Source organism: Rossellomorea arthrocnemi (assembly GCF_904424705.1).
Lineage (GTDB): Bacteria > Bacillota > Bacilli > Bacillales > Bacillaceae_B > Rossellomorea > Rossellomorea arthrocnemi.
On sequence record NZ_CAJGBF010000006.1, the window covers coordinates 1 to 21,420 of the forward strand.

Below are 21,420 nucleotides of genomic sequence, written 5' to 3' on the forward strand. Positions count from 1 at the left end.
TTTTATATATGAATTTATTCCAAGAATTATTCAGACCCCTACACTCCCATACAATAGTAATTATATTAATTAAAAACCTTATTTTTTAATCATAAATTTCTTATGTTCTTATTAAATTATTCTGCCCGTTAATCCAATATCTTCAAGAAAAAAGCGTTAATTCTTCTTAGATCAACGCCCCCATAAGTTGAACAAGAAACATTTTTTAATCACTTTCACTAATTTATCCTCTCGGCTTTCAGAACCTTTATTTTAGCAGGATGTGATTCCAAAATTTTATCGTACCAAACGGTAATTTTTTGACCATCATTATATCTAGAAAAAGAAATTGGAATGTCATCTAATTTATAAATTTCTCCATAGCTTTTGATGAATTCTTGATTTGATAGTTCTTTAGCGGTTTTGACATCAAAATCCTCATCTGTTATCAAATATAATGCTCCTTCTTTATTAAGGAAGTACCCTTCTATCGTCAACTTATCATCTGCTCCAATTTTATTGACGATATCACCAAGAAAAACAATTGCACATAGAATTAAGATAAGAAACACTATTCTTTTCATACTTATCCCTTTATCACTCCCTATAATTCAACTATTGTAAATACATCAACTCTTATCTTTAACTCCTTTCTTGTAAAAACCTGCTCGATAGCAAAAGAAAAAACTATAGTTCCTCTCTTACTTAGGAAGTAAAATCACTTCTTTTTCTAAGTAAATATGGCGCTGACGCGTTACGTTTTATCAGTCCTTTTGTATCTTTTGTTATATGAATGTAGTCCTCTGCATTTTGAAGTTTCATCCAAGTAATCTCTTCTATTTCTTCAGGCATAGATATAGTAATCTCTCCACCGGTTATCTTCCCTCTAAAAGTAAAGAAAACTGCGTGGTGTCCTCTATCCTCAAAAAACGCCTCACTTACAGAAAAAACATCACATATTTCAACATCTAAACCCGTCTCTTCCTTCACTTCTCTAATTGCAGCTTCTCTAAGCGTTTCTCCAGGCTCTACTGCACCTCCAGGAAGTGTATAATAAGAACCGTTTTTCCCTTTATTTTTTACCATTAATACATTCTCACCCAGATTATCAAATAGAAGCATATATGTAACATCTACTCGCTTCATAAGGTAATTTACCTCCATTAATTTAGTTTCTTCTTCAACATTTCTTCTCTTTAACATAATACCAATTATTTCAAATTTCATGATTCTGAGCAATACTCTTGTTCAATTAAATGGCCCTTTAATACAATAAAGAAATAGCCAAAGACGGACAGCTAGATCTTCACCTATCACCCTAATAAATTTAAACTTTATCATTTACTTTTTCACCCCACACCATTTTACGTAAAAAGAATAACTCTGTTCTGTTTACGTAAAATGATCCTCGTTTTCTCTCATTCTCTCCATATCATCGGTTCCGAGCTCCTGATAAGTTCTGTACGCTAACACTAAGAAAAAGGCAGTTATTCCAAAACGGATTACAATCGCAGTTAAAATCAACGCCTGAGGGAGAGGATCTATATATCCCTTAACAGAATGTTCACCCAGTAGGGGAGGTGCTTCTTCTCCCTTTGGTAATCCCCCCATTGTTATAAGCAAAAGGTGAACCCCGTGACTGAGAAGTCCTGTGCCGATAATAATTCTAAGTAGACTTTTAGAAAGTATTAGATAAACCGCACACATAATGGTAATTCCGATTACTATGGACATTAATACTTCCATTCAAAACCCTCCTGCTCTGCTGTCATTCCGCCAGTTACTCGAACAATAGATAAAGCTGAAAATTAAGTGCACAATCTTCAGCTAATGTCTCCATTTGTATATTAACTTCCATATAATTCTTTTCCACTATTCTTTATAATGTTTAGACAAAAATTCATCCAATATAACTTTATGGCTTTTAACAATATCGCTTGGTAGTTTATCAGGATAAAAGAACTCAAATGTAATGGATTCAGATTCATCTATGTTTAATTCTCCTTCATAGCCCTCCGAATAGTAGGCAACAGTTACGACATAAAACTCATCACCATTTTCAGCCTTTATATAGTTTTGTGGACCTGAATAAACACTGATTAAATGTAATTTCTCTACTTTTAATCCAGTTTCCTCATATACTTCTCTTCTCGCAACTTCTTCAGTAGATTCTCCAAGTTCCATCAGTCCGCCCGGAATTCCCCAAACGCCATTCGGAAACTTTCGTTGTTGAAGGAGTAACCTACCCTTATCATCAACAATAACAGTGACGGATCCTACAAATATTAAAGGTCTATGACCAACTATTTCTCTTAGTTCTTCTATGTATCCCAAATTTCCCCACTCCTTTTTCCCTGCCCCATAACGGATTACTCTGATTCGAGATATCCACTATAAACTTACTTTGGATTCGTTCTTTACACACTTCATAACCGTATCGCCAAACGATCTTACGTCAGATAAATAATCATAACCTTCTGGTGATCCAAAGCTATTAAACATACGAACAGCCACAATATCTTCTTCAGGAATAACTAATAAGGTTACATTTGTAAATCCAAGTATTTGATAGGAACCTTTAGGGACTTGATGACCTATCTCTGTCTTTTTCGAAGGTAATTCTTTAACAAACCACAAGAAACCATTTTGAGGTAAGTCTTTATGAAGGGTCGATGGGCTTTGAAGAGAAGTGGCCAAATCAATGATTTCTCTGGGAACAATTTGCCTCCCATTTATCATTCCTTTCCTCAAATGAAGATAACCCCAATAAGCTAACTCTCTGGTTGATACATACATATTCATTTTATCGCCCTCAGTGCTTTCACTAGTCTTCCAGTCTTCATCCCCTTCATAACGGAGCATTACATCAACTAGCTTATTGTGTTTATTTGAATACCAATTGGATTCATTAAAACCTAGCGGGGTGAAGACACTTTCATGAATAATTTCTGCAACTGATTTTTCTGTTGTTCGCTTTATAATTTGAGTTAGTGCCTCAATCCCAATTTGTTTATAAGACCAGTTTGATCCAGGAGAAAACTCTCGAATGACTTTATTTCCCTCTTGCTTTAATCCGTGTGTATGAGTAAGTAAATGTCTTATAGTTGTATCTTTCCAGCTGTTCTTATCAAGTTCAGGCAAATAGGATACAACCAAATCATCTATGTTGTTGATATAGCCATAAAATATTGCATATGAAACTGCAAAACCAATATAACTTTTCCTAACTGAAGCTACGTGAAACTGAGTATCAGCTTGAACTGTTCTAGCCTCTTCTTCCCCTGACTGTTCCCCCATGTACTGTTCTAACACGATTGAATCTTTATGAATGATAAGAGAAGATGCTCCTGAACAGATTACATTATTAAAAGTTGCTTTAACGTGATCTACTACCGGTACGAAAAATGGATTTACTTTATGACTCAGAATCAAGAACGTATACTTCCCTTCAATGTAATTTTGTGCGGTTTTATACTATATGCGCACGTTTTGGAATCAACCTCGTTCAACATGAGTGCGCACTAGCTGAATAATGAAATTCAACTATATTTTACCATATTACACTTCGACCAGTGCTCTGTTTGTATTGAAGGAACCAATCAATGATGATTACATCTCAAAATTAAAATTATATTGAATTATAAATTCGAATATTTTAGAATTATATTAACAAGTTTAAAGGGGGCAAATAAATTTGAAACATTTATTGCAGTCAGATGAAGTTGAATCCATATCTTTGGAAGTGGAGTGGACACCTATTTGGGAAGTCATCCTTGGCATTTCAGGGTATACCCACAGGGAACTTAGACATACATTTGATATGGATAAGAAATGGTCTCTGACCTCCCACACCATGCCGAAATCCTTGATAAATGACTTAAATGAGATTGAAGAGACGAACTTCTGGTACGGGCTTATTATGCTTCAAAATGCCTTTTCCGCCACGACCGTTCAAGAATTTTCGAACAAACTAAATGAGCTTCCCATTTCTACTTTTTATGAAACCATGTTGCCGTATAAGAGCAGAGATCTTGAGCCAATTAGAATAGAATTAGCTGACCAGTACTTGCATATTGAATCGTTCGAGCATTACTCTACATATTTTAAAGGTCACGAATTCTTAGAGGGATATATACGTAATCTTGGTCAATATCCCTTTCAACAATTAAGGAATCTGCTGATTAATGTTATTGGTGAATGGTTCGACTGGATAAGTCAAAACGAAAGTTGGGAAAAGTGGAACAAAGCTTTAGAGTATGAACAAAAACATAATAGCTCACTTGATGAAAATAAACCGGTAGAAGAAATTGAAAGAGTTACAGATGGAGTGCAATACCTCCCAGAACCTACTGTCTGGAACGTCAAACTCATTCCTCATGTTGCCTACCGACCATGGATATTAGAAAAACGGACTCCGGATACTAAACTATTTTTCTATCCTTTGGGGGATGAGTACCTTGTATCACCCGGTTCACCTTCTACTGAACTAATTCGAGGACACAAAGCATTAGGTGACGAAATTCGATTGAAATTGCTATATCATCTTATGAAAGGACCACTTTCACTACAAGAATTAAGCGTTCAGTTTAATACATCTAAGACTTCGCTGCATCATCAGCTTTCTTTGTTAAAAGCAGCAAAATTTGTTGTCGTCGAAAAAGGAATATATTCAGTGAACCAACATCAGATTAGTTCTTTTTCAGAAAAGCTGAATCAATTTTTGGTGTGACGGTATGAATAAGTTCTCCACATCTTTCAAAGCGCTTTGGGCAGGAGAAGTCATTTCGGAATTTGGCGGAGCAGCCGGGGGTATCATTAACGGATTGTTGTTATTTGAATTAACGGGTTCAAAGGAATGGATGGGAATGCTCTGGCTTATTTACTTCATTCCTTCTTTGGTCTTACAAGGAATGAGCGCTCCTTTTCTTAACCATGTTGTTAAAGAAAAGATGCTGAAGAATATACAATTAATCCGTGCATTTGCTTATCTGCTTCCTTTGGTTGGTTATTTGATTGGCTCCACTTTTGCGACTATATTCGGGTTAATCCTACTGCAATGTCTCTTGGGATTGATGCAACCCATTTACGCCAGTCTATCCTTTTCTTTATTGCCTGATATATGTGATGAAGAAAAGCTGGCAGATGCAAATGGATTACTGGATGGGACCATTAGGCTTATGAGTTTTCTGGCTCCGGGAGCAACTTCATTATTACTTGTAGTTAGTCCTATGCATTTCATTTATGGCTTATCCTTCATCATGTTCCTTGCCAGCTATTTTGCACTCTCACAAATTCCTAAAACCAGTACGAAAAAGGTGGCAGCATGGACAAAGAAAATTTGGTGGACAGAAATGAAAGAAGGATACAAAACATTCTTTAGTTACCCTCACCTTCTACGGCTTACTATTCTCTCATCTACTGTTCAGTTTGCAGTAGGAGCAACATTGGTGATAGGTGTCCCTTTTATATGTGGCGATCTGAATGGTGAGCCTTGGCAATATGGTCTATTTTCTGGTGCTTTTCCTGTTGGTTATGCCCTTGGAATGATTTTATTAACCAGGTTACAAAAAAACTTTCAAACGATGTACTTTGGTTTAATTGGCGGCGGTCTTTCATTCGTCTTCTTGTATTTTGTACAATCAATCCCATTTGCATGGATATGTGAATTATTTGGTGGCATACTATTTCCTCTATTCAATGCGCAGAATGCCGCTATTTTTCAGAGAGAGGCTCCAAGAAATCGTCTAACACAGCTAAGTGCAGTTAGATTACTTTTCATTAGGGTTACTATGCCTTTAGGAATCTTATTTGCCTCTTCTTCGATAGTTGATCTCAGTACACGTCACACATATTTGATAGTTGGTGCGGTGATAGTATTACCGGGATTATATTATTTCGTCACTTCTTTTTTTCGGCCAGATTCTCGTTTACTTACTCAAGAAAAACAAAAGATTAGCTAACAAAAAACGTCTGTTACACAAGCATTTTTTGCTGTAACAGACGCTTATTATTAGAATGCTCAATAGTTGAAAAAGACAATAACAGAATCAACTACTGATTTTCAGTTCTTGCCTCCTATAATTGGACGATGCCCTCTTGAGAAGTGTACTTGCTTACTAATGTTAAATGGATTCTCACGTTCTTTCCTTGTTGAGGTTCTTTTCCTTATTAATAACCAATAAGAATAAGGTTGCAGAGATTACAGCTACCAGTGATAAGAAGAAGTATATGTAATGAAGTAAATTGGGATTATTTATTAATTCCCAAGTCGTCATAATAAATGCAAAGGATAAATATAGAAACAAAAGTAAAGGGCCTTTCGAAATAACTTTTTTCAAATCCTCTCTTCCTTTCAGTCATTCTATCAATTCTATTATTTTGAAATTTTTTTGCAACAATTCTATTTTCATTTCCTCTTGTGGCCTAACTGATTAAAATTTTCTCACTTGTTCTTCGATTATTGTCCCCTTTAGCGGAAGATAGGAGCAATAATAAGCATCAAAATTGAACAAAAAATAAGAGAAACACTTATCTTCCTAGGAAGTTTCACTTATTTTCTCCCTTATATAATCCAGAAAATTGGAGTTTATTTCTATACAATACCAAGAGAAATATAAAAATTGCAATCCCTGCTAACGAACCTCCATTTGTATTGCCCACATTTACTCCTATGCTGCCATAAAGTAAATTCAGGGTTCCTCCTAACACAGCCCCCAATAAAAAAAAATAGCTATTATACGAAACACTGATAGAGGCCGTGAATAAAGAAAATAATTCAATTTAGCCATAGCCATTCACTAAAACTAGAGCGTCTCATCCAATTTCTGAATCTTTGAATGGGAAAGCAAATAAACATTTCCGATAACGTCGATTTTGTCACCCTTTACACGTAATGCACAATCTTTGTTCGATGCATAAATGTCTATTTCTTCCGATAGGAAAGATAGTTCACTTTGAACCAGCTCCATGTTATTCTCAAGATCAAAATGTGACAGGACAGAAATATTGTCAAGACCGATACCGTCATAAACAGAGTTCGTTTCAACTTTATCTCCAAAGCTTTTCGAGCATAACCATTTAGCGGACATATTGATTGCACCAGCGCTTGCTCCCATCACAACGGCGCTGCTATTTTTTATCACATCCGATAATTCATATTCCTTCAAAAAACTATTTAGTTTAAGAATATCCCCTCCCAACAAGAAAATGACTGAAGCATGTTGAATGGTCGTTTGGGCCTCTTTCTTCTGTACGCGATAATTAATCAAGTGATATTCGTCAAACATAATACCAGCCTGGTCAAACCATGAGCGCTCAGTAGCACCGTTATCTTCATAAATAGAAGGATTCGAGCTAATCATAGCAAGCGATTTTCTATCAGTTATATCCCCCTGTAACACCCTGGCCAGATTCTCCGGAAAAAAATGGTTAAACCAACCTAAATAATAATGTGTTTTCATAAGTACCCCCATAGAAAAATGTAAAAAACATTTATTCCTCCTTTTACTTCAAACAAAATACTCTCCATATGGCCCGATTATTGAAACAAAGCTCTCTTTAACTAACCTGTCCAATAATTGAACCCGGGCAATAGCCGGCTCGAGACATGATCTTCAGTTAGTGCCCTCGTTTGTTTACTATCAATAAATGTGAAAGAGCTGCAAAAATCGCTACTTCTTTATGGACATATTTACTGCTTCAAGAGCGTGTATATGAGTAGTGTCAAACAGAGGAACATCGGAGTCCTCCTGTTTTATCAATAATCCAATTTCTGTACAGCCTAATACAATACCTTTAGCTCCAGTTTCGATTAAACCTTGGATAACTTTTTTATAATAATCTCTAGATGTTTGTTGAATCTTACCTAAACATAACTCTTCATAAATAACCTTATTTACAATCTCTCTTTCCTTATCACTTGGTATCATAACCTTTATACCATTAGACTCTAACCGTAATTTGTAAAAATCTTGCTCCATTGTATATTTTGTGCCGAGTAATCCTACTGAACTAATTCCCTGCTCTTTAATTTGATGAGCTGTTGCATCTGCAATATGCAAAACAGGTATGTTTATTTTTTCCTGTATATCACCAATAACCTTGTGCATGGTATTGGTACATATGACGATAAAGTCTGCACCAGCTTTTTCAAGAGAGTGTGCAACTTCACCCAATGTTTCACCAGCCTTTTTCCAGTCGCCCTCTGACTGATAATGCTCAATCTCTTCAAAGTCAACGCTGTATAAAAGGCATCTTGCAGAATGGAACCCCCCTAATCTCCTTTTCACTTCTTCGTTAATAATCCGATAATATTCAGCAGATGATTCCCAGCTCATTCCACCAATAAGACCAATAACCTTCATGTTAAAATCCCCACCATAGCCTCTATTTTTATTTTAATTCAAATCAACGTGCCTATGGAAAAAAATACATCTTCTAAAATATTCAATAAACTGACTGATAATCCCTATGCAGGCCTCAATTTTTCTAAGTTCTTTATAATAATCCATTTTTATACTTCATTTTTTAATCTAGTGTTTAAAAAGTCTACTAAATAAAGGTTCAACAAAGAAGTGCATCTGATTCTCTCACCTTACTTAAAAAGTGATAAAGTTCAACTAGGAATACGTCCATTCATTCTAGAATATATGTAGGTGAAAAGGATAAATGGAGGGATTAATTTGGCTTTTGTTGCGATTTATACAGTTGGTAGGTTAAAACATCCAAGTGAACATCCTGCCTCTCGTGAGTTTTTTGAAGTGGGAGATGAAGTAATTCGACAGGCTGCTAAAACGGGGCATCTAATAAAAGAATTTTCACCTAATAGAGTACGTTTCCCTGAGAAAGTGAACAAAGGAGAGGGTACCCCTATTCTCACACTAACAGTATGGAAAAACCTTCAATCTTTATATCGTTTTACCTATTCAGGTCAACATATGCAAGCTTTAAGGGACAGGAACAAGTGGTTTGGATCTCTTCAAGAGAGACAACCTAATTATGTGGTGTGGTGGACTGAGAAGGTAACGGATGTTTCATGGAAGGAGGCTTTCAAGAGATACGACTTTTATATTCAACATGGACCAGATCCTTTTGCATTTGACTTAAAGCACGTATTTGATGAATTGGGGGAGAGAGTCTTACTTAAATAGCTCTGTGAATTTCACCTGCTCTGTATAAGAAGCAGAATCTCCTTTTTGAACAAACCTGCCATTTTCGTATAAGTGGATTTCTTCACAATCACATGAATACCCAGTTTTATTTAAGATTCTTATTCCATTAATTTGTCTTTATAGGAATAAGCCCCTTTCTAGAAGAAAAGGATCGCACTTTACTTCGTTTGGATAAACGATTAAAAAATCCGAACTAATTTGACTACCTGAAGGTAAATTAGTTCGGATTTCAATTGGGGATTTTTTGTAATACAAAACGTTTATCCACTCATATCTTCTTCCATATCCTTTTCGTTCAGATGGTCCTCGACTTCTTTCATGGTTTTGAAGTTTGAGACGTCTGTAACTTCAAGTCCGTCGGTTTCGACTGCGACAAACCCGTCTGAGGATTGGAGGATTTGTGCTTTTATTTCTTCATTCCCTGACAAATTATATTTTTTGACGACGGTCGTTTCTCCTTTTTCCTCCATTGCTGTTAATTCAGCAGAATAGGAATCGAGATCCATCCCTTTTCGGACTCGTTCCTGCAGCTTCTCACTGTCGAGCAGTTCGGCTGACGCCTCGTCCATATCCTGGGATTCCTGTTGGTCATTCATTTCTGCCGTATCGTTTGAGGTAGTATCTTCCGGTTCAGCCTCTTCTGAACCGCATGCTCCCAGTATGGAGAGTGCGAAAAAAAGATTTCCTGCTATCAGTAATTTTTTCATGTCATTCTCCTTTCTTTGGTTTCTACGATACAATCTCTCATTTATTCATTATCCTTTTCGTGTTTTTGTTAAACATTGGAACATTCTCTATTTAGCATCGCATCTCTTTACCACAAAAAAGACAGCCCTGATTTGGCTGCCTTTTCATCCTTATTTACTTGAACTGAACTCTTTCCATATTTCCTCCAAAAGCGGCTTATCCGTCAACAGATCATACCCCGTCAGCGCAAGTGCCTTTGCCCCGATCACAAGGGCACGGTCACCCTCGGTGGATTTAGCCGCTTCCCTGAATTCGTTCGTGTGGACGACGAGGGATTCGGGGCCGATTTTGATGTAGGGGTGGATGGTCGGGACCACCCTGCTGACGTTTCCGGCATCGGAGGAGCCGAGTCCTTTTCGTTCCGTATCGTCGAAGTACTCCCCTAGTGACTCGATGGAGCGCTGGAATACTTTGTCAAACCGGCTGTTGAGCTGAAAGTGATCAACTTCATTTTGGATTTTGATGACATTCAGTTTCGTCCCGGTGGCAAGGGCCGATCCCTCAGCAATCGCTTTTACTTTCTTCGTGACTTCATTGCACGCTTCCCTCGTTGCAGCGCGTATATAGAAGCGGGCTTTTGCATAGTCAGGGACGATGTTGGGCGCGTCCCCACCGTGGGTGATGATGCCGTGGATCCGTACATCATCGGTCACGTGCTGGCGAAGGGCGTTAATGCCGTTGAACAGCTGGATCACACCATCGAGGGCATTGATGCCGTCTTCAGGGGACGCTGCCGCATGGGCAGCCCTTCCTTTAAATTCGAAATCAAGCGGGTCCACCGCAAGGGTTTTCCCTGTTTGCGTTGTCCTGTTGAACGGATGGACCATCATGCAGGCATCCACTCCTTCGAACAAGCCTGCCTTGACAAAACTGCCCTTCGCACTGCCGTTCGGGCCGCCTTCCTCGGCAGGAGTCCCGAACACCACCACTTCCCCTCCTGTTTCATCGAGTACGGACGACAGGGCAATGGCCGCACCGCAGCTTGCCGTTCCGATGATATTGTGACCACAGGCGTGACCGAGTCCAGGCAGGGCGTCATATTCAGCCAGGTAGCCGATGACCGGCCCTTCTTTTTCTGAATGTTTGCGTGCCACAAAGGAAGTTTCATGACCCGCCACTCCTCGTTCAATGGAGAACCCGTTGGCTGCAAGGAGGGTGGTCAAGGTCTCTGAAGCAAAGAACTCTTCGTTTCCGATTTCAGGTTTGTCGTGGATCTGATGGCTGGTCGACACGAGTTTCACAGCCAATTGGTCCACTGCCGAGACGATGTTGTTTTTACGATCGGTAATCGCTGCTGGTTGACTCATCTGTTTTCCCTCCTAATGCAATTCACTGACCGGCACGAATGTCGGGATCAGGGAATCTTTGTATGTTTTCTTGATATGTTCCGCTACGTCATCTTCCTGATAGAGCTCCACGATCTTTTTATAGGTCTTATTGTCTTTATCTTTTTCCTGCGCGGCAATGATATTGATGAACGGCTTGGATTCCGCTCCTTCGATATAGATACTGTCATCAACCGGTACCAACCCTGCTTCAACAGCCACACCATTATTGATGATCGATGCCGCAACATCCGGCAGTACCCTCGGTGTCTGGGCAGCAACGACCGGTGTGAACTCAAGGTTTTTCGGATTTTCTTTTATGGCTTCGAGACCCTGTGACTGATCAAATCCTTCTTTCAGTTTGATCAATTCTGCTTCCTCCAGTAGGAGAAGGGCACGGCCAAGGTTCGTCGCCTCTTGAGGAACGGCTACTTTGCTTCCTTTCGGTAAATCTTCTACCGATTTATATTTTTCCGAATAGATTCCCATAGGCGCGATGATGGTCGAGCCGATCGGTACAAGGTCGAGATTATGTTCTTCAACGAAAGAATCAAAATACGAAATCGTTTGGAAGGCGTTCAGGTCGATATCCCCATCGGCCAGCGCCTGGTTCGGTCTCACGTAATCGGCAAACTCCACCATCTCGATTTCGATCCCTTCCTTCGCGGCTTTCTCTTTCATATACTCCCAGATCGGAACCCCGGATCCATTCACTCCGACTTTAACGACTTCTTTTTCACCTGAGCCGGATGCACTGTTTCCCGAGCACCCGCTCAATAGAAGGGTGAATAATAGAATGGCGATACTTGCCAGGCTTATTGATTTTTTCATATTCCTCTCTCCTAACGTCTCCTGATGATTTTTGATAATGTATTTCCTGCTGTCTGAAGTCCCTGCACCATCACGACTAAAATGATGACAGTCACAATCATGACGGATGTTTCAAATCGCTGATAACCATAAGCGATGGCCAGATCCCCGAGGCCACCGCCTCCGACTGCCCCGGCCATGGCTGATGCTCCGACAAGGCCGATGGTGGCGATCGTGATATTGAGTACCAGTGTACTCAATGCTTCGGGGATGAGGATTCCGAAGATGATCTGCCACGGTCCGGCGCCCATGGATTCCGCCGCTTCTATGACCCCCGGTTCCACTTCAAGGAGCGAGCTCTCTACCAGTCTCGCAATATATGGGGCCGCAAATACGACAAGGGGAACGACGGCTGCCGCCGTTCCGATCGACGTCCCCACGACCAATCTTGTAAAGGGGATGATGGCCACCATCAAGATGATGAACGGGATTGAACGGAACACGTTGATGATGCTGCTCAATACGGAAAAGACGGCTTTATGTTCAAGTAAGTGCCCTTTCCGCGTCACCACGACGATAATCCCGAGGGGAAGCCCAATCAACGTTGCAAACAGGAGGGAGAATGACACCATCGCCACTGTATCCCATGTCGCTTCTATAATTCTTGGCCAGAATAATTCCCAGTTAACTTGCACGCTTCTCCACCTCGCTTACGAATAATCTGTTCTTCCAATATTCCAGGATCTCTTCCGTTTCATTCTTGCTGCCGATGATCTGCACGATGAGATTCCCGAACGGCTTACCCTGGAGTTCAGTGATCTGGCCGAATAACACATTGATATGGGCATTGAATTTCTTTGCCGTTTCGGAAAGGATCGGCGTGCCCGTCGAATCCCCCTTGAAAATGAGACGGCAGATGCGTCCTTCTTTGCTGTCACTCAGTTTGTCGAGAACCGATCCCGGCAGCTGATCGTTCATGACACTCTTCACAAAGTTTCTCGTCGTTGAGGTCTCTGGGTTGGAGAAGATATCGAAGACGCTTCCCTCTTCCACGATTTCTCCATTTTCCATCACCGCGACCTTGTCACAGATTTCCCGGATGACCCCCATTTCGTGGGTGATCATCACAATCGTAATGCCATACTCAGCGTTGATTCTCTTTAATAAGTTCAGAATCGATTCCGTCGTCTGGGGATCAAGGGCGGATGTTGCTTCATCGCAGAGAAGAATCGAAGGCGATGTCGCCAGTGCTCTTGCTATCCCCACCCTTTGCTTCTGCCCTCCTGACAGTTCATCGGGATAATGCTTCGCTTTCTCTTCAAGTCCGACAAACGCGAGCAATTCCTTTACTCTTTCGCTGATTTTTTCTTTCGGCCATTTTGCAAGTTTCAGAGGATAGGCGATATTCCCTGCCACCGTCCGGGATTGAAACAGATTGAAGTGCTGAAAAATCATCCCGATGCGGTGCCGCTCTTTCCTCAGATTGATTGCCGACTGATCTTTCAAGCTGCGACCCTCTATGAAAATATCACCCGATGATGGTTTCTCTAAAAAATTAAGACAGCGGACAAGCGTGCTTTTTCCTGCTCCGCTGAATCCGATTACGCCATAGATTTCTCCCTTCTTCACTTCGAAGGAAACATCCTTCAAAGCGGTGAATGGGCCATCTTTCGTCTCAAATACTTTTATAATATTCTGAACTCTGATCATACAGGACTTGCTCCTTTCGCTATGTATTCTTCTTGAAGCCTGTGTTAGGAGGACATGGCTGAAAATAAAAAGTGCCCCCCTTCATAAGAAGAGAGGCACAAATATGTATATGTCCCGCTCTTCTCATCTTTCAAGTCATATGACTTGATGGAATTGGCACGGTATTCATAAGAACCCGTTGCCGAGGTATCGCAGGGCCAGTCCCTCCACCTCTCTGGATAAGAAGATATCACTTTATTAAGTTAAAGTTATGATGCGTTTAAGTATTAGGGTAATATTATAGGATTTTAATTGGTTTGTCAATCCTGTTTTTGAATAAATTGTATTGCGGTGGACATAATCAACTTGGTCACTTTGACCGGTCTAATTGCACTATTTTACGCGATTTTCAATGGGAAGCATATTGACGATTGACACATCTATAGGACTCTTCCAAAATTATTTAACTATTATTTAGTCCTTAGAATATGCTTAGCCTTGTTAGACACAACTCTAGAGAAAAACAGACGGAAAGCACAGATTTTCCTGACGAAAATTAGATCCTTTACTATTTAAATTGTTATCCATCTAATCCCCATTTTAGTTTTGCTGGCTCTTATTATATCAACCTTCATAACAAGAATACTCACGAAATATTCAAAAAAAATATTGTTAAAAATATATTCATGCTGTATGATAAATTGTAAGCGAAAACATATGCCATTTCTCATTCCTTCCTTTTCGGATTGAATATCGTTTGGAATACTTGGTTTCGCAGGAGGAAATAAAGTGAATAGTAAGGATACGATTTATATTATTGGGGACGCAAGGACCGCAGCCAATAACCCCATTATGCAGCAATATAATGTTTTTTTTGTCGGATTGGTCATCGACAAAACGACCCATTTAATCGTGGATGCCGATTGTTCCAGTACTATTTCTTTGACTGCATCCTTTGTGAAGCATTTACTCGTGGGTCAATCAATAATAAATTTAGATAGTGTCATACAGGAAATTGAATCACGCTATTTTGGTGCATCTCAGAAAGCGTTGTCCATTGCCTTCAAAAATGCACATATAAAATACATGAAAATTATTAAACCATAATGCTGCTTTTTCTATTTTCGTAGAAAAAATCCAGCTATTAGCAAGGTATACCCTTGCTAATAGCTGGATTTTTTATTTTTTAACAACACTAAAGGAGGAAACAACATGATTCAAGATGGCGTGATTTATATTAGCTTGTTAATCGCATTTGTTGCCATTATTGCTCTAGCAGAAAAACATATTGGGGGCAAATTCTTCAAATATGTACCTGGCATTGTGCTGATTTATATTGGCTGTGCTCTATTAAAAACATTTGGTGTCTTTTCGGCAAGTGAGTCTGTCGATACAACATACAGTACTGTCAGAGGGCTGCTCTTACCGGCGATGCTGATGTTAATGCTTCTGCAATGTGATTTGCGGAAAATCATGCGCTTAGGGCCGAAAATAATTTTTACGTTCTTAGCAGCAAGCTTAAGTATCGTTGCAGGGTTCGCAATAACTTATGCCTTATTACAGGGTTACTACGCAGAAGGAACATGGAAAGCTTTTGCGGCTTTAAATGCAAGCTGGACAGGCGGATCCGCGAATATGGTGATCTTGCAAGGTATCCTGGACGTTCCGGAAAATATTTTCGGCTATGCTCTCATTATGGATACCGTGAACTACTCGTTCTGGGTGATGTTCATGTTCTGGCTCGTTCCATTTGCATCCGTCTTCAATAAATGGACGAAAACCAATACGAGCGACTTCATGGAGATTGCAACGGAACTGGCAGCCACCTCAGAGGAAAGTGATGAAAAAGGTTTTGGATTTGTCGAATTACTCTCTTTCTTAGGTTTAGGCTTATTCACTTCCGCGTTAGCAACAAAGGCAGGCGGCATGCTACCTGAGTTAGGAACGGCAGTTAATGCTACCACATGGACAATCCTCATCGCATCAGCTGTTGGGTTAATTTTAGCGATAACAAAAATTGGACGAGTTCCCGGCTCTTTTGAACTTTCAAAAGTGATGCTCTATATTGTCATTGCGCTGATTGCCTCTCATGCAGATTTCTCTCAGTTATTCCAAGCACCGATATATATCATTTCGGGCTTTATGATTCTGTTTTTCCATGGCTTAATCATGGTCATTTTGGCGAAAGTATTTAAGCTTGATCTCTTTACGATGGGAGTCGCATCTCTAGCGAATATCGGTGGCGTCGCATCTGCTCCCATCCTTGCAGGCACCTTCCATCGTTCACTCATACCGGTTGGTATTTTGATGGGGGTATTAGGAAGTTTACTAGGGACCTATTTCGGTATTTTGGCAGGCAGCATTTTATCTGCCTTATAAGAAAGGAGTAACACGATGCATATTCAATCAATCCACGTACAATCAGAAACTTTGCCATTAAAGAAGCCATTTAAAACAGCACTTAGAACGGCCACGGAAGTTGAGAACATCTTTGTCTCTGTCCAATTGGAGGATGGACTCCTCGGAGTTGGAGCTGCTGCACCTACACTGGCTATTACAGGAGAATCGAAAGAAAGCATTGAAACCATCCTGAAGACCGTTCTGACCCCGCTTTTATTGGGACAGGACATTCGAAATATCCATCATCTTTCACTTATCATCCACCGCTCTTGCGTGGGTAATACAAGCGCGAAAGCCGCAATGGAGATTGCTCTATATGATGCCTTATGCCAGCATCTTAATCTTCCACTCTATCAATTACTTGGAGGAAGGACGAATCGGTTAACAAACGATATGACCGTCAGTGTTGGAACGATAGAAGAAATGCGTACGGATGCGTGTCAAATCATCAAGGATGGTTTTTCCATCTTGAAAATTAAAGTCGGGAAAGACTGGGTCCAGGACATAGAACGGATCAAGGCCATCCGCGAAGAAGTGGGAAACGATGTTTCCATTCGTGTAGATGCTAATCAAGGCTGGACGCCAAGGCAGGCTGTCCCCATCATTCAAGCTTTAGAACAGGCCGATACTAGATTGGAACTAATTGAACAGCCGGTCCATGCCAGTGATATTGATGGATTGAAATTTGTCAAACAGCATGTGAATACTCCGATAATGGCAGATGAAAGTCTATTTTCTCCACAAGATGCCTGGCGTCTGATGAAAGAGGATGCCGTTGACTTTCTGAATATTAAGCTGATGAAAACGGGCGGCATCAGAAGAGCCATTCAAATTGCTGATATGGCTGAAGCGGCGAATATCCCTTGCATGATCGGCAGCATGATGGAATCTGCCACTTCCGTCATTGCGGCTGCACATATTGCGACAGCTCATCCAAACATTCAAAAAATCGACTTGGATGCACCGCTCTGGTTAGCTAACCAGGATTTTGATGGAATTGAATTTATCGGGGATGAAGTCCATTTAACATCCCTGCCTGGCCTCGGGCTTCACCGAAGATCACTTAATGTGTCTTCGTGAAAATAACAATAATAAGAGAGGAGTTTTATCATGAAAAAGACAAGAAGATGGGTGCTGGGTATTATTGCGGCCACGCTACTATTAACAACACTGGCATTTCAAGTATCCGCAAAAGCCCCTGAAACATTTAAAGCAGGTAAAACCGCCTACGTCGATGTATCCGTATCGACCCAATGGACAACGAGTGGAAGGCACCTTGTCAGGGATATTGATGCCCCTTCTTTAAGCAATCCGGTTGATCCGTGGCAATGGTCAGCCAATATGGAGGACAGCGAGGTTCGGCGCTGGCTGACAGGGAAGCTTGAAACACAAGCCGTTTATGGAACGAAAGTCACAATCTTGCAAGAGGACGATGACTGGGTGCAAGTGGCGATAGACGGTCAGCCTACTCCACGCAATCCTTTAGGTTATCCAGGCTGGATGCCGAAGGAACAATTGACATTGGAAAAGCGCTTAGACCATTTCACCAATTCACCGTTTATGATGGTAACCAGTCCTACAGCCTTGTTATATGACGGGAAAGAGCTAAAAAATTCATTTATGGAAATTAGCTTTAATACCCGCCTGCCTGTGCTGAAAGAGTTTGGAGATGTCGTCATGGTCGCAACTCCTAATGATGGAAACAAATTTATGAAGAAAGAGGATGTTTCGATTTATCAATCAGAAGCCGATATCCCAAAGGCAACACCAGAAGGTTTAGTTAAAACAGCGAAGAAATTCCTTGGACTACGCTATTTGTGGGCAGGTGTATCCGGTTTCGGATTCGATTGCTCAGGATTCACCTACTCGATTCACAAGGCTTTTGGAATCACGCTTCCACGGGATTCTTCTCAACAATTTAAGAATGGGAAAGAAGTCAACAAGGATGAAATTCAAGCAGGCGATCTACTATTCTTTGCAAGCAACAACGGAACTGGATCCATTCATCACGTCTCCATGTATATTGGTGACGGCCTCATGATTCATGCTCCTAACGCATCTAAGAACGTTGAGATTATCCCGTTGAACACTCCCGGATATATTGAAGAATTCTCAGGTGCACGTCGCTACTGGGAAGATTAATAGAGAAAACCGGGGATTCTAGCCAACACGACTCGGAAAACATATTATAATGCGAGATTAATAAAGAATCGAAAGCACCTTCATTCCAAAGATTCCTGCCCTTGTAGCATCAGGGGTTATAACCGGTATTACAAAAACGATTGTTTAAGCAGACTAGATTGTAGCAGATTCATAATTAGCTATTATATAAACTGTTGTACGATCTGGTCTGTTTTCTTACCTTGAAATCTTAGTCGGAATAAACGCAGTAAAAAAAAATTCCAGGATCCCATCTTAGCTACTTAAGCTTACACTGCCTGGTCAACAAATTGGTTGTTAAATGAATAAGCTATAAAATATAATTTCAAAGGAGAACCATGATGAAAAAATGGACAAGCTATGCTCTAATTTCTGTTCTGGCTATCTCGCTGATTGGACCTTCCGCTTCTTTTGCAGAACCAAATGAAAAAGCATCACCTCAAGCACACGGTGAATTTCCTATTTTAACAAAAGCAAAAAAGCCGGAGGAAGTCGGATTTTCCTCTGAAAAACTTGAAAAAGTGGATCAGTTAATTGAAAAAGATGTGGCCGCCGGTTTTCCTGGAGCAGCCCTGATTGTCATAAAAGACGGGAAAATCGTGAAGAATGAAAGTTATGGCTATAAGCAAAAGTTTGACGGTCATACACCGCTTAAGAAGTTTTTGAAAATGGAAAACGACACCTTGTTTGATCTTGCATCAAATACTAAGATGTATGCAGTGAATTTTGCCCTTCAGAAACTTGCGAGCGAGGGAAAGCTTGATATTTACGCCAAAGTTCAGGATTATATACCTGATTTCAAAGACACAGAAGAAGATGTTATTAAAGGCAAAGATAAGATGCGGATCATTGATGTGCTTCATCACACAGCTGGATTTACTCCAGACCCGCAATACCATAATCCTGCCGTGTCAAAAGAACTTTATTCGCAGGATCGCGAAACAACGATTAAAAACATAAATAAAACCCCTCTTTCATATGAGCCTGGGACAAAAAATGTCTACAGTGATGTTGACTATATGCTACTTGGCACCATTGTGGAAAAAATCACCGGCCAAAAACTTGATGAATACGTTGAAAATGAGTTGTACAAGCCTTTAAAGTTAAAAGATACAGTATTTAATCCACTGCAAAAAGGTTTCAAGTCAAAAGACATTGCGGCAACCGAGCTTTTAGGTAACACACGAGATGGAGTTATTAACTTCCCGAACATCCGAACGTACACGCTTCAAGGAGAAGTGCATGATGAGAAAGCATTTTATTCAATGGAAGGTGTTTCAGGACATGCCGGCTTATTCTCGACAACTAGTGATCTCGCTGTTCTATTGCAAGTCATGCTGAACGGTGGCGGGTATGGTAATGAATCACTCTTTGATAATGAAACGATAGAAGAATTCGTTGCCCCTTCTGAGATGAACTCCACTTACGGTCTCGGTTGGAGATTAAACGGCGATGACAGCATGGACTGGATGTTCAGCAAATATGCAAGCGAAAGTGCATACGGCCATACAGGCTGGACAGGAACAGTAACAATTATTGATCCTGAATATGACTTAGGAATCGTCCTGCTCACTAATAAAAAGCATTCGCCCCTTGTGAACCCTGCTGATAACTCTAATCAATTTTTCGGTGACCTTTTCGAAACAGGACGATACGGAAGTGTTGTATCAGCTATTTATGAAGCGTTAGAATCAAATAAATAATAAGACAAGACAAGGATCCCATTCATTATACCGTAAGATGTAGGGCGTGCGGATTACCGTGCCTTTTACAGATTTTTTATTTAGAAGGCTTTTCGAAACCTGATCGGAAGGTTTTCAGAACTCTCACTCAAGTGAGATGATCTTTCGGGGAACTCCTTGCCTACACTTCTTCTCTAAAGCATTATTAGTCACTATCGTGGCGGTTACAATGTTAAGGAAATCCCAATATAAAAAGCCAAATTTCTCAGGGAGAAATTTGGCTTTTTATGACTCAAGAATCGCCCTCGATTACTTCCTAAAAGTAAAGCTCAAAACACATCCATAATGATCCATCATTCCGCACTTAATAACACCACTTTTTCAAGAAAGACAGTTAATTCAATCATCTTTTTCAACAATCTGGACGTATTGTGGAATGAAAAAATATTACAATATTTCATTTATTGAAATTAGCTATTAATAATAATCTTGTTGCCCTCTTACTAAGCTTAATTTTTTCGTCAGTTAATAACCAAAAAAATTGAAAAGTAAGTCCTTTTTCTTCTCCTCCAAGCAAAAAGGATCTGGAAGCTTACTTTCAGATCCTGTCCAGATAGAGGTTTTGAATTCCTTTATTTTTCACATCAAAACCTTATGAATTTTTCAGTGGTAACGAATGATTATTTCGTTTGTTAACTTCAATTGTAATGAACTCCGGCAAATAATTAGGAGTACATCCTTTTGATACCTTTTCATCTTTGTAAAGACCCGTTTTCTCACCAAGTTTCATACAACGTGCTCGATACTTTTCATCATAAACGCCTATCCAGCCTGTAGTGAAATTCATAGCCCATTGAACTTCCGGTTCTTCCTGCGTAATAGTAGCTTCAATTGCAGATAGTAAGTCTGCCGTGTTATCAGGCGGTGTTTGTCCCGTCCATCTCAATCGCCCTTGATAATACCAGAAAGCTCGCCTTTGAAGAGCAGAAGGGCTATTTTCCCATGACTCCATCAATGCAATGTTCTTCTTGTCTTTGGTGAGCTGATTAGCCATTAACCAATCCATTAAGTAATTTCGCTCATCATATGTGTGAGTCTGCATATCCTGATCAAGCGTATTTAGTACATCTTGTGAAAGAAGTTTTTTGTCCATAATTAAGATTGCCAATAGTCTTGGCAAAAACTCTCCGGTTGACCAAAGTTCCATAGCTAGTTCGTGATCTTTTTTAATGTCCTTCGCGATTTTTCGTAAGTCGCCCAGCTTTGTTTTACTATTGATCTGAGGAAGAATGTTTTCTGCTTTTGATGAGCGTTTTGTTTCCGTGCTTTTATTTTCATTCATTTGACACAACTCCTTATTAAAGCACTGTTAGTCATTGGAATATATCAATAACTATATTTCGTAATAAATCTTATTGCGTACAATTGTACCATAACAATCTGGCCCTATAACTAAAC

General features: G+C 40.0%; 21 protein-coding genes and 1 riboswitch. Of the genes, 8 read left to right on the plus strand and 13 right to left on the minus strand.

What is annotated here, in order from left to right:
* Positions 1-218: 218 nt before the first annotated feature.
* The 5 genes from BAA9072_RS10260 to BAA9072_RS10280 all read right to left on the minus strand — a co-directional run bounded on the left by BAA9072_RS10260 (position 219) and on the right by BAA9072_RS10280 (position 3,411).
* Positions 219-563, minus strand: a complete 345-nt coding sequence (locus tag BAA9072_RS10260; RefSeq protein WP_201714593.1) for a DUF3221 domain-containing protein — start codon at positions 561-563, stop codon at positions 219-221.
* A gap of 121 nt (positions 564-684) precedes the next feature.
* Positions 685-1,125 carry an NUDIX hydrolase gene (locus BAA9072_RS10265; protein WP_201714766.1) on the minus strand — a complete coding sequence of 147 codons (441 nt, stop codon included), beginning with the start codon at positions 1,123-1,125 and terminating at the stop codon, positions 685-687.
* A gap of 246 nt (positions 1,126-1,371) precedes the next feature.
* Positions 1,372-1,725, minus strand: a complete 354-nt coding sequence (locus BAA9072_RS10270; RefSeq protein WP_201714594.1) for a Na(+)/H(+) antiporter subunit C — start codon at positions 1,723-1,725, stop codon at positions 1,372-1,374.
* A 126-nt stretch (positions 1,726-1,851) separates the two neighbouring features.
* On the minus strand, positions 1,852-2,313 hold the full coding sequence (locus BAA9072_RS10275; RefSeq protein WP_201714595.1) for an NUDIX hydrolase: 462 nt from the start codon (positions 2,311-2,313) through the stop codon (positions 1,852-1,854).
* Between the two features lie 57 nt (positions 2,314-2,370).
* Positions 2,371-3,411, minus strand: coding sequence for a serine hydrolase domain-containing protein (locus BAA9072_RS10280; RefSeq protein WP_201714596.1), 1,041 nt, complete (start codon positions 3,409-3,411; stop codon positions 2,371-2,373).
* A gap of 262 nt (positions 3,412-3,673) precedes the next feature.
* On the opposite strand from BAA9072_RS10280, the gene BAA9072_RS10285 reads away from it, so the two are divergent.
* A complete protein-coding gene (locus tag BAA9072_RS10285) occupies positions 3,674-4,708 on the plus strand; it encodes an ArsR/SmtB family transcription factor (protein ID WP_201714597.1) in 1,035 nt (344 codons plus the stop codon).
* A gap of 4 nt (positions 4,709-4,712) precedes the next feature.
* Positions 4,713-5,939, plus strand: coding sequence for an MFS transporter (locus BAA9072_RS10290; RefSeq protein WP_201714598.1), 1,227 nt, complete (start codon positions 4,713-4,715; stop codon positions 5,937-5,939).
* A gap of 843 nt (positions 5,940-6,782) precedes the next feature.
* Here BAA9072_RS10290 and BAA9072_RS10295 read toward each other — a convergent pair.
* Positions 6,783-7,439: a Type 1 glutamine amidotransferase-like domain-containing protein gene (locus tag BAA9072_RS10295; RefSeq protein WP_201714599.1), complete on the minus strand. Its 657-nt coding sequence runs from the start codon at positions 7,437-7,439 to the stop codon at positions 6,783-6,785.
* A gap of 210 nt (positions 7,440-7,649) precedes the next feature.
* Positions 7,650-8,342 (minus strand): aspartate/glutamate racemase family protein, encoded by a 693-nt coding sequence (locus BAA9072_RS10300; RefSeq protein WP_201714600.1) that lies wholly within the window; start codon positions 8,340-8,342, stop codon positions 7,650-7,652.
* Between the two features lie 318 nt (positions 8,343-8,660).
* On the opposite strand from BAA9072_RS10300, the gene BAA9072_RS10305 reads away from it, so the two are divergent.
* Complete coding sequence (locus tag BAA9072_RS10305; RefSeq protein WP_201714601.1) at positions 8,661-9,128, plus strand: DUF3291 domain-containing protein; 468 nt, start codon at positions 8,661-8,663, stop codon at positions 9,126-9,128.
* A gap of 281 nt (positions 9,129-9,409) precedes the next feature.
* Here BAA9072_RS10305 and BAA9072_RS10310 read toward each other — a convergent pair whose 3' ends face one another.
* The 5 genes from BAA9072_RS10310 to BAA9072_RS10330 all read right to left on the minus strand — a co-directional run bounded on the left by BAA9072_RS10310 (position 9,410) and on the right by BAA9072_RS10330 (position 13,741).
* Complete coding sequence (locus tag BAA9072_RS10310) at positions 9,410-9,856, minus strand: hypothetical protein (protein WP_201714602.1); 447 nt, start codon at positions 9,854-9,856, stop codon at positions 9,410-9,412.
* 150 nt (positions 9,857-10,006) lie between these two features.
* Positions 10,007-11,203 carry a M20 family metallopeptidase gene (locus BAA9072_RS10315; protein ID WP_201714603.1) on the minus strand — a complete coding sequence of 399 codons (1,197 nt, stop codon included), beginning with the start codon at positions 11,201-11,203 and terminating at the stop codon, positions 10,007-10,009.
* Between the two features lie 12 nt (positions 11,204-11,215).
* Positions 11,216-12,052 (minus strand): MetQ/NlpA family ABC transporter substrate-binding protein, encoded by an 837-nt coding sequence (locus BAA9072_RS10320; protein ID WP_201714604.1) that lies wholly within the window; start codon positions 12,050-12,052, stop codon positions 11,216-11,218.
* A gap of 11 nt (positions 12,053-12,063) precedes the next feature.
* Positions 12,064-12,726, minus strand: coding sequence for a methionine ABC transporter permease (locus BAA9072_RS10325; RefSeq protein ID WP_034756404.1), 663 nt, complete (start codon positions 12,724-12,726; stop codon positions 12,064-12,066).
* Positions 12,716-13,741 carry a methionine ABC transporter ATP-binding protein gene (locus tag BAA9072_RS10330; RefSeq protein WP_201714605.1) on the minus strand — a complete coding sequence of 342 codons (1,026 nt, stop codon included), beginning with the start codon at positions 13,739-13,741 and terminating at the stop codon, positions 12,716-12,718. Before BAA9072_RS10330 ends, BAA9072_RS10325 begins: the two co-directional genes overlap by 11 nt.
* Positions 13,742-13,861: 120 nt before the next feature.
* A riboswitch (SAM riboswitch) is annotated at positions 13,862-13,966 on the minus strand.
* Between the two features lie 543 nt (positions 13,967-14,509).
* Here BAA9072_RS10330 and BAA9072_RS10335 point away from each other — a divergent pair.
* The 5 genes from BAA9072_RS10335 to pbp4b all read left to right on the plus strand — a co-directional run bounded on the left by BAA9072_RS10335 (position 14,510) and on the right by pbp4b (position 19,983).
* Positions 14,510-14,827, plus strand: coding sequence for a DUF3870 domain-containing protein (locus tag BAA9072_RS10335; protein ID WP_201714606.1), 318 nt, complete (start codon positions 14,510-14,512; stop codon positions 14,825-14,827).
* A 105-nt stretch (positions 14,828-14,932) separates the two neighbouring features.
* The gene (locus BAA9072_RS10340) at positions 14,933-16,099 is read left to right on the plus strand and encodes a DUF819 family protein (RefSeq protein ID WP_201714607.1); all 1,167 of its coding nucleotides are present in this window, start codon (positions 14,933-14,935) and stop codon (positions 16,097-16,099) included.
* 15 nt (positions 16,100-16,114) lie between these two features.
* Positions 16,115-17,200, plus strand: coding sequence for a dipeptide epimerase (locus BAA9072_RS10345; RefSeq protein ID WP_201714608.1), 1,086 nt, complete (start codon positions 16,115-16,117; stop codon positions 17,198-17,200).
* A 30-nt stretch (positions 17,201-17,230) separates the two neighbouring features.
* Entirely contained in the window at positions 17,231-18,262 is a 1,032-nt protein-coding gene (locus BAA9072_RS10350) for a C40 family peptidase (protein ID WP_201714609.1), read from the plus strand.
* Positions 18,263-18,621: 359 nt separating this feature from the next.
* Complete coding sequence (pbp4b, locus tag BAA9072_RS10355; RefSeq protein ID WP_201714767.1) at positions 18,622-19,983, plus strand: penicillin binding protein PBP4B; 1,362 nt, start codon at positions 18,622-18,624, stop codon at positions 19,981-19,983.
* A 631-nt stretch (positions 19,984-20,614) separates the two neighbouring features.
* On the opposite strand, the gene BAA9072_RS10360 is transcribed toward pbp4b, so the two are convergent.
* On the minus strand, positions 20,615-21,304 hold the full coding sequence (locus BAA9072_RS10360; RefSeq protein WP_201714610.1) for a DNA alkylation repair protein: 690 nt from the start codon (positions 21,302-21,304) through the stop codon (positions 20,615-20,617).
* Between the last annotated feature and the right edge of the window lie 116 nt (positions 21,305-21,420).